Annotated in this window: 9 protein-coding genes, 1 other RNA gene and 1 riboswitch; of the genes, 8 read left to right on the top strand and 2 right to left on the bottom strand. The window is 49.3% G+C overall.

The window, feature by feature from the left end; all coding sequences use genetic code 11:
• Positions 1–262: 262 nt before the first annotated feature.
• A riboswitch (cobalamin riboswitch) is annotated at positions 263–447 on the top strand.
• Between the two features lie 122 nt (positions 448–569).
• The 7 genes from DRW41_RS09150 to DRW41_RS09120 all read left to right on the top strand — a co-directional run bounded on the left by DRW41_RS09150 (position 570) and on the right by DRW41_RS09120 (position 9,074).
• Positions 570–2,324 (top strand): DUF4430 domain-containing protein, encoded by a 1,755-nt coding sequence (locus DRW41_RS09150; RefSeq protein WP_115451692.1) that lies wholly within the window; start codon positions 570–572, stop codon positions 2,322–2,324.
• Positions 2,325–2,412: 88 nt separating this feature from the next.
• Positions 2,413–3,279, top strand: a complete 867-nt coding sequence (locus DRW41_RS09145; RefSeq protein ID WP_115451691.1) for a DUF4430 domain-containing protein — start codon at positions 2,413–2,415, stop codon at positions 3,277–3,279.
• A complete protein-coding gene (locus DRW41_RS09140) occupies positions 3,276–4,142 on the top strand; it encodes an energy-coupling factor transporter transmembrane component T (protein ID WP_115451690.1) in 867 nt (288 codons plus the stop codon). Before DRW41_RS09145 ends, DRW41_RS09140 begins: the two co-directional genes overlap by 4 nt.
• Positions 4,124–5,722 (top strand): ABC transporter ATP-binding protein, encoded by a 1,599-nt coding sequence (locus DRW41_RS09135; RefSeq protein WP_115451689.1) that lies wholly within the window; start codon positions 4,124–4,126, stop codon positions 5,720–5,722. The genes DRW41_RS09140 and DRW41_RS09135 overlap by 19 nt, the downstream gene beginning before the upstream one ends.
• Positions 5,723–5,750: 28 nt before the next feature.
• Positions 5,751–6,455 carry an ECF transporter S component gene (locus tag DRW41_RS09130; RefSeq protein ID WP_115451688.1) on the top strand — a complete coding sequence of 235 codons (705 nt, stop codon included), beginning with the start codon at positions 5,751–5,753 and terminating at the stop codon, positions 6,453–6,455.
• 400 nt (positions 6,456–6,855) lie between these two features.
• Positions 6,856–7,383, top strand: a complete 528-nt coding sequence (locus DRW41_RS09125; protein ID WP_115451687.1) for a phasin family protein — start codon at positions 6,856–6,858, stop codon at positions 7,381–7,383.
• A 17-nt stretch (positions 7,384–7,400) separates the two neighbouring features.
• On the top strand, positions 7,401–9,074 hold the full coding sequence (locus DRW41_RS09120) for an ABC1 kinase family protein (protein WP_222928841.1): 1,674 nt from the start codon (positions 7,401–7,403) through the stop codon (positions 9,072–9,074).
• A 325-nt stretch (positions 9,075–9,399) separates the two neighbouring features.
• Here the strand turns inward: DRW41_RS09120 and ssrS are convergent.
• Both ssrS and DRW41_RS09110 read right to left on the bottom strand, forming a co-directional pair.
• Positions 9,400–9,595: non-coding RNA, 6S RNA (gene ssrS / locus DRW41_RS09115), on the bottom strand.
• A gap of 58 nt (positions 9,596–9,653) precedes the next feature.
• Entirely contained in the window at positions 9,654–10,511 is an 858-nt protein-coding gene (locus DRW41_RS09110) for a GDSL-type esterase/lipase family protein (protein ID WP_115451685.1), read from the bottom strand.
• 342 nt (positions 10,512–10,853) lie between these two features.
• Between DRW41_RS09110 and DRW41_RS09105 the strand changes: the two genes are divergently transcribed.
• Entirely contained in the window at positions 10,854–12,011 is a 1,158-nt protein-coding gene (locus DRW41_RS09105) for a hypothetical protein (RefSeq protein WP_115451684.1), read from the top strand.
• Positions 12,012–12,104 lie beyond the last annotated feature (93 nt).

Here is a 12,104-nt window from a genome sequence, read left to right as displayed (position 1 = left end):
GCTGTTTAATCAAGGTTGGATCAGGCAGACAGCTTACCGGTGTTTTCTAAAATTGAGATAAAATAGTATGAGCGAAAAAATTACTTGAATACATTAAATAATGGCTAGAATACATTAAATAATTGCTAGAATACATTAAATAATTGCTAGAATACATCCCAAAATCACTAGGCTTCCTTCAATATTGGCTTGGATTCCATTCACCGGTTGAGGAAATGTCTATACAAAACCCGAAGACTATTTGTATAATGGAATCGACATAAAAATATCTTTCTAAACAGGTGCTGATAGTTCCCTATCAGCTTAAAAGGGAAGTTTGGTGAAAAACCAACGCGGTCCCGCCACTGTAAATGCGAGCAACCTATACTTTGCCACTGCCCAATGGGCGGGAAGGCATAGGAAGCGATGACCATGAGCCAGGAGACCTGCCTGTTTGCACGCACCGGAAGCCTACGCGGATAGGAGGGTGTTAAGACAGGCCATAGTGCTTTTGGCCATGCTTAACGACGAACCTCCTCCTTCACAGGGGGATTTTTTTATGTGTAAAAAAAAGATAGGGAGAGAAGAGAATGGCCAGAAATCAGTATGTGAAAATTATGCTTGCATGGATGCTCGTATTCGCCCTGTTTGCCGGCGGATTTGGGCAAAAGGCGGCCGCGGCGGCCAGCACCGTAACGGTGAAGGTCCTTGGCGAAAAAGGGGCGGTACTCACCGAAAAGCAGACTGAAATCGGGGAAGCGGAAACAGCGTTCGACGCCCTCGTCAAGACTCTCGATAAGGATGCGGTTAAGTACGAACAATTCAGCTTCGGGAAAATGATTACAGAAATTAGCGGATTGGCCGGGACAGATACAGTATACTGGGGTTTTTACATAAACGGGATTTCCGCCATGACAGGCGCGGATTCGTATAAGCCGCAAAATGGCGACGCTCTGACATTCCGCTATGAGTCCGAGCCTCCAGCGGGAAAAGTAAATCTGGTCATTGCGGGTAAGGACAATAAGCCGAAAGAATTCAAGGATGTTGCTTTCATAGATCAACCGAATGCATTCCAGCTCCTTCAGACAGTTGCGGGGCCAGAAAATGTGTCCTTTGTCCAATACGACTTTGGAAAGATGATTTCTTCCATCAATGGCCTTGAGGCAAGCGGCACTAGTTACTGGGGCTTTTATGTTGATGGCGAGTCACAAATGGTCGGGGCGGAAAGCCATCCGCTGAAAGACGGCGAGACGGTTGAATTTAAGTATGAAACCTTTGCTCCTCCAGCGGAAGCGCCGGGGCAGTCAGAGCCGGGCAAAGATGCGGCGGTTTATCCTGCAGACAGGGTTGCCAGCGATTTAAATGGGACGATTGCGTATGTTTCAAAAAATAAACAGCTCGGTGAATGGGAAGCCATTGCCCTGAAACAGGCTGGAAAGCCAATCCCAGATGCTTATCTGAAGGAAGTCGCAAAAAAGGTGGCGGACAGGAAAGGTCAGTTCCGAAATATTACTGATTACGAGCGGTATACGCTTGGGATTCTGGCAGCGGGGGGAAATCCCGAAAACTTTGGGGGATACAACCTGGTTAAAGGCATCTACACCGGAGATTTTTCAAGGCAGGGCCTTAATGGGGCGGCATATGGCCTGATTGCCCTTGACAGCGCGGACTTTTTCATTCCCGCGGATGCTAAATGGACACCTGAAAAGCTGAAGGCGCATCTTGTTGCGAACCAGGGCGGTGATGGCGGATGGGCCCTTGACAGCCAGGCCGGCAGCGACCCCGACACTACTTCAATGGTCCTTACGGCTTTGAGTCCGTATAAGGATGAACCAGCTGTAAAACCGGCGATTGATAAAGCACTGGAGTATTTGAAAAATCTGTTTGCTTCAGGCAAGGTCGACAGCAGCCCTGCGACAGCCCAGGCTGTAATAGCCCTGTCAGCGTTAGGCCTGGATGCCAATAGCGGCATCATCACGGCGGACGGCAAGACATTGCTCGGCTATTTGGCTTCGTTCAGGCATGGGGACGGGGGATTTGCCTGGAAAGTGGGCGACGAACCAGACGCGCTGTCGACAGCCCAAGGAGTCCAGGCTCTTGTTGCCTACCAGCTTTATAAGGATGAAAAGGGTTCCCTTTACAAATTTGCTCTTGACCCATCGGCAGGCGCAAATCCAGCTATCGAAAATAAGGATTCTGAAAAAGGCCAGGGCGGAACTGTAAAAGAAGAGGGGCACCGTCTTCCAGATACGGCCACGAACGTATACAGCCTCCTTGCATTGGGCATCGCCCTTCTCGCATCTGGAGGAATTATGTGGTCTGTTGCCAGAAGGAAACGAGCCTAAGGCGCGGCAACGGCAGCGGGCGGTGTTCATTCCCGCTGCCGGAAACCGATTGAACGACAGTGATTTATAGAAGACAGGAGGAAAGGCAATGGGACGTAAAATCAAACTTAGGCTGCTGCTTGTTATTTCATTGCTCGCCGCACTCGCATTGGGAGGATGCGGATCAGCCCCTGAATCTTCGGCAATTAAAGCTCAACCCGAAACCGCATTAACACATGATGGAAAGGCCGGCGGGGAAAAGGATGGACCTTCAGATGACGGCACCTCCGCTGAACAGAGAGACAATGCTGAACAATCAGATAAGGCAGTTTCCGGCGGAACTCCCGGGCAGGAAGGCAATGCCGAAGCTGCAAATGGAGGCGGATCCACGGCTTCCTCTGTGGCTGGCACCACTGTCAAAACGCCAATCAGTCCTGCACCGGCCAAAACGGGCGGCGGGGATGCACCCGCGAAAGGAAGCCATCCGCCTAAAAGCACCGACACCAGCGGCAAGGCCGGATCAGGCAATACAGCATCTTCAGGCAGCACCGGCAAAACGCCCGCAAGCAGCTCTTCCGCCGCGGCGGGAGGGGCAAGCGGAAACAGCCAGCCTCAGGCAAAGCCTGCCCAAAAGCCCGCGCCCTCCGCTTTGGCATCCATTTCAATTAAAGGACCTGCCGACGCGGGTGTAATTCTCGCGGCAACCACAGTTGAGTTCAAGGATGGCGACACTGTGCTTGATCTGCTCTTAAAAGCAGCCGGGAAAAAAGGGATTGACGTCGATTACACTGGAAGCGGCCAAACTGCCTATGTTGCGGGGATCGATAATTACTACGAATTCGATTACGGTTCAAGGAGCGGCTGGATTTGCAAAAAGAATGGCAAGAAGCTTGAAAAAGGCGCCGGCACGGTGAAAGTGTCAAATGGCGACAGGATTGAGTGGGTCTACAGCGAAGACTTCCTGAAAAAAGAATGAACAGGCTCCATCCTTTAACCGCGTTCAGCTACTATGCGGGAGCCTTGGGGATGCTTCTATTGTTCCAGCATCCTGCGTTCCTTCTTGTCGCATTTACACTCATCCTGTTCTTGAATTTTGTACAGGATCGCTTTAAAAGCCTAAGGCGTTGGCTTTTTTTAATTCTGTCGAGCGGCGTCCTCCTGTTTGGCGTAAACCCTGTCTTTAATGAAAGGGGACGCGAAATTCTTTTTGAATTGGGAAGCCATCGTGTCACGGTGGAGGCCGTATTGCTTGGCGGAATGGCTGCGCTATCGGTCATGGGCATGATTGCCTTGTTCGTTTCCTATAATGAAATCATGACTCCGAACAAATTGTTGTTCCTTTTTTCAAGAATCATGCCGCAATTCGCTGTGCTTCTTATGCTGACACTGCGGTTCATCCCGCTGATGCGGATAAGGCTAGGGGAGATAGCCGCGGTCCAAGCCAGCAAGGGGATTGCGGTAGCTTCGGGAACATTAAGGGAGCGCGCCAAAAACGGTATGCTTTATGTTCAGACACTGCTTGTATTTTCACTCGAAGAAGCGATCCAGACCGCTGACTCAATGAAAGCGCGAGGCTACGGGTCTGGGACAAGGTCAGCATACCATCACTTCCGGTTCAGGAAGCTGGATTGGCTGTCACTTTGTTTCCTTTGCGCAGTTTTTGGTTTTGCGGTTTATGGAAGGCTGAAAGGATGGGGTGTGCTGAACGTTTATCCAATTATGGATAGCGTCAGCCTCTCCGGCCCGGAAACCGTCGTGCTGCTTGCCGTCATTTCCTATATTGGCTTCGCTGCAATCCTTGAATTGAAAGGGGCGTTCCGATGGCATACATCGAACTGAACAATGTAACGTTTACCTATCCGGATGCCCCTGGTCCAGCGCTTTCCTCGATCAGCCTTTCGGTAGGCATGGGGGAATTCATCGTCCTGTTTGGCCCGTCCGGCTCCGGTAAAAGCACGCTGCTGCGCCTGCTGAAGGAAGAAATCAGGCCCCACGGCAAACTTGAGGGGACGATAACCGCCGGAGGCATTGGAACTGACGATACGGGATTTGTTTTTCAGGACCCGGAAAACCAGATTGTGGCTGATGACCCGCTTCACGAGATGGTCTTCGGGCTCGAAAACCGCGGGATACCAACGAATGAAATGAGAAGCCGGGTTGCCGAAATCGTCAGCTTTTTTGGAGTGGAACCGATTTTACATAAAAAAATGCATGAGCTTTCAGGGGGGCGGAAGCAGCAGATGAACCTTGCTTCCGTCCTTTTGATGCAGCCGGATGTCCTGTTGCTGGACGAGCCAGCCTCCCAGCTCGATCCGGTGAGCACCCGTGAACTGTTTGACATGCTGAAGCGGCTGAACGAGGAATTCGGAATGACCATCATTCTGGCTGAACACCGTCTTGACGAAGCAATCGCCCTTGCTGACCGGGTGGTGATGCTCGATGGAGGTCGGATTGTCCATGAAGGCCCGCCGCGGCCTGTCATGCGCAGGCTAATGGGAACGGAAGCGGAACCCTTTATCCCCAGCATTCCCGCGCTGTTTTTGCGGGCGGAAAAGGAGACCCCGCTCCCAGGGATTCCGCTTTCCATAAAAGAAGGACGGGGATTGATTGATCTGCTTGGACCTGATGATGTTGAAGCGGCCCTGGAATTTGGCGGCGCATCCCAAACTGGAGAAGTCCTCCTTTCCGCGAGAAACGTCGGCTTCCGTTATGAAAAGAAACATGCCTCTGTAATTGAAGATTTCAAGCTGGAGCTTAAAAGAGGAGAACTTTACGCGCTCCTAGGCGGAAACGGCTCCGGAAAGTCCACCTTGCTAAAGTTGCTTTGCGGCGTGATAAAGCCATTGGAAGGGACGATATCCATTGAAGACGAGCCGTTTAAAAAATGGAATACCCGGGCACTTGCCGGAAAAATGGCCTATTTGCCGCAAAACCCAAAGTTTTTTTTCCTCCACGACAGCGTCGCCGGCGAAATAGAAGCCGCCTGCGAAATGTGGGGGGCGGACCCAACAGAAGCGGAGAGGCTGGCGCGTGAATTCGGGCTTGATGGCCTTCTTTACCGCCATCCTTATGACCTGAGCGGGGGGGAGCTGCAAAAGGCGGCATTCCTTTGCCTGCTTCTCAGGAAACCGGACGTGTTCCTGTTGGATGAACCGACGAAAGGCCTCGACCCAATTTCGAAAAAGAACCTTGGTTCAATTTTGCAAAAGGCAGGGGAAAATGGTTCGGCCATTCTTATAGCCACCCATGATATCGAGTTTGCCTCACAATACGCAACCCGGTGCGGCATGCTGTTTCAGGGGAATATCACGTCGGAAGATTCGCCGGCGCGTTTTTTAAAAGGAAATTTCTTTTATACGACCATGGCCCGGCGCCTGTTCAGGAACATCGACAGACGGGGCAGTAAGGCTGAAGAATAAAAGGTCGCTTTTTAAAGGGGAGTGGAGCATGAGGAGATGGAAAAAAGCTATTTTGATCTTGATGCCGACAATCATGCTGGCACTCCTTTTCTATGCCGCGGCAAAGGCGGAGGCGTTTATGTGGGCAAGTTTGGCTTTCGCCGCTGCCGCATTCATCTATCTGCTCGTCCGGTTTGAACGGAGGAAAATAGAAGCAAGGGAATTGGTGCTACTGGCGGTACTCGCTGCAATCGCGGCGGTCGGGCGGATTCCTTTTGCAAGCATTCCTGGCGTCCAGCCTACCACGTTTGTCATCATCATGTCGGGCCTCGTGTTCGGCGCCGAAAGCGGATTTTTGATTGGAGCTGTCGCCGCCCTTGCCTCGAATATGGTTCTTGGCCAGGGGCCGTGGACGCCGTGGCAGATGGCCGCATGGGGCCTGGCCGGGCTCTCGGCGGGCCTTTTTGGGAAAACCCGTGTGATGAGAAACCGATGGGGCAGGCTTGCTTTCGGATTTGTGTGGGGATTTCTGTTCGGCTGGATCATGAATGTTTGGGGATTGCTCGCGTTCGCCCAATCCGGCGGTGAAGTAAGCATGGCATCGATTGGGACCTATTTCGCCGCCAGCGCCTTTTTCGACTTCATGCATGCATGCTCGAATGTATTTTTCCTGTTCGTGTTTTCCGACATCTGGCTGAAAAGCCTCGGCCGGTTCAAACAGAAATACGGGCTCCTAGAGCGGAATGGCCTTTAATTCGATGCAAGGAAACTTTTATAAAAAATGCGTACAAGAATGTCGTGATAGTCGGGTATAATGTCCACTTACCGCATGCCTCAATCTACGCCAAATTCCTCGGGCATTTACTTAAAAACAAAAGGATGATAGAAGCCGCCGGCATAAGCTGGCGGTTTTAAAATTTTTTTTGGGAGGGGAATTAAACGTTACTTGAAAGAATTGAACGATAAATGTGATAACTAATCGATATAAGTTGAAAAGTAAACGAGATCGTTTTACCAGAACCTCCAACCGCTATCATCGCCAAAAGAAATACCCAAGAAGTCATAAAAATGAATTTTCCTTCGGCCGTATGGGTAAAATTTTGCGTTTTAGGGTATTAGGAAATGACATAGTGAAGAGGAGGCTGAAATAAGAGATGAGCGATTTATTCAGCAGAGGAATTTTACTTGGCCTTGGAGCGGCAATCGCGGGGAAGGAAAAGCTTGAGGAAACGATTATGAAAATGGCCGAACAGGGCACGATGAGCAAAAATGAAGCGGAATCACTGTTCAATGACCTTGTCAGAAAAGGCGCGCAAAAAAGCGAGAGCTGGAATCAGGATATCCGAAACTCCATTAAAACCCAGCTCAAAGAACTCGGTTTTGTGACAAAGGATGAATTCGACACACTGCAGGCCCAAATTGTCCTTTTACAAAAAGAACTGGCGGAGATCCGCAGCAAGGATAGCGGCCATTCCGGAACAACAACCGCCAAGGCGGATGCCGGTAGTGGCCTGAGTTCCGCGGGGTCGGGAATTGGCGGCGCTCTCCCGGGATCGGGCATTCAAGGTATCCCGGAAGGTGTTCCGTTGACGGGAGACGAGGAGCAAACCGGATTTACCGGAAGCCTGAATGATACGGACAGCCCGAAAACTTCCTCTGATACTGGCCGCGTGCATGACTGACAGTTGGTGATGGAATGTTGACCGATAAACTGCGTCGTTTAACCAGATACAAAGAAATCCTTTCCCTGCTGGGGAAATACGGGTTCGGATATTTAATCGAAGAGGTCGGCCTTAGCCAGCTCCTGTCATTCAAGGACCGGATTAAGGCCGATTTTGAAAAGGAAAACACCCAGGAGATGGGCGTGCGGATTAGAGGGTTGCTGGAAGAGCTAGGCCCAACTTTTATAAAACTGGGCCAGCTGCTAAGCATTAGGAGCGATCTTTTGCCCGATGATGTGATTAAGGAGCTGGAAACGCTCCAGGACAATGTTCCGCCGGTTCCGATTGATGAAATTAAGAAGAAGCTCACTCAGGAACTGGGGAAGCCCCCGGAAGAAACCTTCTATTCCTTTAATGAAGACTATGTGGCTGCCGCATCGATTGGCCAAGTGCATGAAGCTGTATTGTGGACAGGCGAAAAGGTAATGGTGAAAATCCAGCGGCCCGGCATAAGGAAGAACGTCCATACCGACCTTGAAATCCTCCAGGACCTGTCAAGGCTCCTTGAGCAGAATTACGACTGGGCGGAGCAATACAACGTAACCGAAATCACAAAAGAACTTAGCGATTCAATAAGGAAAGAGCTTGATTATTTGGAGGAAGCCCGGAATACGGAAACAATCGCATTCCAGTTTGAAGATAACGAGAAAATCAAGGTTCCGGAAATCTTCTGGGATTACACGACTTCATACATCCTGACAATGGAAAAAATCGACGGAATCAAGATAACCGACGTCAAACTGAAGGTGGAGGACAAGGAAAAAAGGAGGGAGATTGCCGACCTTCTCGTCCAGTCATTTATTACACAAATTTTGCGGGAAGGATTTTTCCACGGCGATCCACATCCGGGAAATATGCTCTATATCGAGGATTCTGCACAGCTTGCATACATCGATTTTGGCCAGGTCGGAAGGCTTTCGGGGAGGATGCGGTATAACACGGCTTCGATGATGATCGGCTTGATACGAGAGGACACTGGCATGATTGTCAAAGCGCTCTACCGGTTGTCCGATGTCCCTTCCGATGTGGATGAAAAGAAATTTTTTGACGATGTCGACCGGATCAGCAAAACGGTAAGCCGTGTTCCGCTTGGCGAAATGGACCTCGGAATGACGGTCAAGGATTTGCTTTCCACCGCCCAGGAGCACCGGATTATCGTTCCGACAGAGTTGACGATGCTCGGGAAAACATTAATCACGGTTGAAGGCATTATTTCCGGGATCGACCCGGAGTTGAACCTTATTCAGCTCGCAAGGCCGTATGCAGAGGAACTGGTCATGGAACGCTACAACCCAATCAATATCGGGAAACGGCTCTTTAAGGACGCGGAGGAAATATCGGAAACGATCACAAAGCTTCCCGGGCGCGTTGATGAAGTCCTAGAACAGGCGGCCGATGGGGAGTTGAAGCTGAAAATAAGCCTGTCGCAAATCGATTCGATTTTTAACAAAATCGACCGCATTTCCAACCAGGTTTCGTTCAGCCTGACCCTGCTCGCCTTCAGCATCGTCGTCCTTGGGCTGATCATCGGGGCGGCATTCGGGACGAACACACTCCTGACAAGCATCCACGCGCTTGAAATCGGCTTCGCCGTCGCGTTTCTAATGTTTCTTTGGATTATTTATTCAATACTTAGGTCCGGCAGATTTTAAACAAGCATGGCTGTTGATTTCCACTCCGGGCACACGCTTTCCGCGGGGCGTCATTTGAGCCGCCCTGGCGCTTGCGCCTGTGGGGTCTCAAACTTGCCGCTGCATCCCGCTGGACATTGAATAGCATCCTCGAATCTACCCACGCACGAAGAAAATGCGATAGCATTTTCGAGGAGTCGGCGCCCTCAGCTTCAATCAACTTAGTTAAAAAGGCATAACCCGGATTATAAACGCCGGGTTTTTCTTTTTTTTTACGGACTACCCTTCTTTAGATACACCAAAAAACCGGCTCCACATCCGGGAACCGGTCGAAAATGTTTAAAAGGGAAAAGCCGCATTTGCCGTAGGTAATATAAGAAAGTTTTAAACCACCACTCCTCAAAGTGGGTGTCTCCAGAAGCGTTCCTGCCTGTCCCCCTTGCCGTGTAGGCGGAGGCATGTCATTCCAGCTTCGTTCAAAAACTCCCTATAACAGCTTAAAGGTTAAAACTTTATTATGAGTACGAACAACGCAGCCTTGATAGTAGTATCATACAATAATAGCCCATCTTATTCAATGTAAATGTGTTCCAGCAGCGATTAAACCGCTGCTTTTTTCATGCTTGTCCTCAATTGGAAAATGATTTGCGAAGCGATCGCCTGATAGCCAAGGGAATTCGGATGGACGCCGTCCGGGGAAAGATTTTGCAGATTCTTTCCGTTAATGACCTTGGACGTCTCAACCACAATCGCTGTCGGGATGCCTTTCGCGGTCCTGTAAATATTCAAATTCCATTTTGGCAATAGCTTGTCGGCCATTCCATAATACGCCGCATCCGGATTCAGAGGATTGTACAATTCAAGGAACACAATCGTCGCTTTCGGATTAATCTCGGTAATCCTAGCAGCGATATCGGCAAGATTTTGCGTGAAAGATTCCTGGATGGAATCGAAAGCCTTAAAGGCAGACTGGAAATCCGTCTTCTTCGCCGCCTTAAGCACATCATTTCCGCCGATGTTCACCGTAATAATATTCGCCCGCTTAATTTCCTCGTCATATTTCCTCGAATCAACAAGCTGCCTCAGCTCGCCGCTCGTCATCCCGCTGATTCCCTCATTCCGGAAATCAACTTCCTTATTCGTCAGCCTTCCAAACTCCTCGGAAAACTTGGATACAAGATTCTCGCCTTGCCCAGCTCCGACTCCGCGGATAATCGAATCCCCAAGGGCAAGGTGGTATAGGGTCTTCTTCGGATACGTCGAATAATAATCTATATACGTCGGGGAGCTTTCCTCAACAGATGCTTCCAGCGACTGTTTCTTCAATTGGCTAATCTGATATTGGGGGTAATACAGCCAACCTGCAATACTTCCCACAATGATGACGGCAACAAGGAGGATATACTTTGCTATCGGTGATGCTCCCCTTCCATAATTCTCTTCTCTTAACTGACTCAATTATACCAAAATATGTAACAGGAATAATTAGGGAATCACTGGTAATTTCCTATGCGAACCCATTCCTATACCCCTTATTAAAAGCTTTTTTTTTCGGAAAATTGGCAGCCCGGACCAACATCCCTGGATACCCTGTTGCGCTCCGCCAACATCCATAATTTCCCGAACAAAGTCGAAACAGGAGTGCTCATTGGCTTGCCTTCTGGGAAAGTTTTCCTTTATTTTGTGAAAAAAGTAGCAATTTTTGTCGAAAGCAAGCGTCCATTTTTGGCAAGATAGATAAAATGTATCTGGAATTCAAGCCGATTCTATGCCACAATAACAGAGTAAGGAGGGGGAGTTTTGAACAAAAAGATTGTATCGGTCATTATTGCCGTGCTGGTCTTGGCGATAACTGCCGGAGGTTATGCGGTGTATGGAGCGAATAAAGACAAAAAAGCGGAAGATTCGGTAGATGAGGCAAAAACCTCCGCCGCCGACTTATATAAAGAGATGAAAAAATACATCAGCGCCGGGGAAGAATCCGGCGAATTTAAAAAAATTGATGGAGACAAGATTTTAACCGTTGAAGCAAAATCAGCCATTGCGAAAGCCGATCTTGAAAACGCTTCTGAAAATGCCAAAAAGGAACTTGGCAAGGTTTTGAAAGAAAAGGTTGAACCGAAGATTAAAGAAATACAAGAATACAATAAAGGCGCCACGATCGCCGCGTCTCTTTATGGACGGATCAATGAAGCGGAAAAACTGGCTGCGGAAAATCCGCTCGCACCGGAACTGCTCGCTGGATTGCCACAGCTGAAAGAAGACACGATTGAAGAAAACAGCAAATTCAAAACGCTTGAAGAGCCGTATTCTTCGCTTTTCACCGATCGATACGTCAAGAGAGTGGAAAAGCTTGAGGGAATCATCAATATGTTCGCGACTGCCGAACAGACTGTCCAGGCAGTCGTGAATATGTCTGTTAATGAAAAGACAAAAAGGGAAGCGTTTGATAAAAAAGTCGATGAAGCGAAAAAAATGATCGATGACCTGACCAATGAAGCAGCCAGGGAAGAATTGTCCGTACAGCTCGAAAATGCCTCGACTTCTTTCTATACAGCTGTGGCGGAACGGGAGGAGCAGGCCAGGAAAAAGGCCGAAGAGGAAGCTAAAACCTTTACAGCTGGCGACGGAACCGTCTATGAACTCGGGGAAGGGCCAGATTTCGAACCGGAAGCATCCGTAGCGAAACAACATGGAGGAAGGCTTTACTATATTCCCCATTCCGATGTCGGGATCATTGTCAAAGACAAAGCGACCATCATGTCAATGAGCGCCGGGTCAATTGGTACGACAACCGCACAGGCAAAGCTTTTAGCCGATTTGCTCGCGGCGAAGGGATACAAAATAACGTACGAGACGATAAAAGGTGTTGTGGATACAGGCACCCCGTTCGAGGATGAAAAAGAGTTCATCCGTATTTACAAGCAAGGAAACCAGCTATACGCCCATATTTGGTAAAAGTTGGAAGCATCCGGGATTCAAAGCCGGGTGCTTTTCTCCTTTTTCACGAACAAACACATTGGCAGGCAAACTTATGAACAAACTGTTTCC

Source organism: Neobacillus piezotolerans (assembly GCF_003362805.1).
GTDB classification, from domain to species: domain Bacteria; phylum Bacillota; class Bacilli; order Bacillales; family Cytobacillaceae; genus Bacillus_D; species Bacillus_D piezotolerans.
This window is presented reverse-complemented; position numbering and strand designations above follow the sequence as displayed.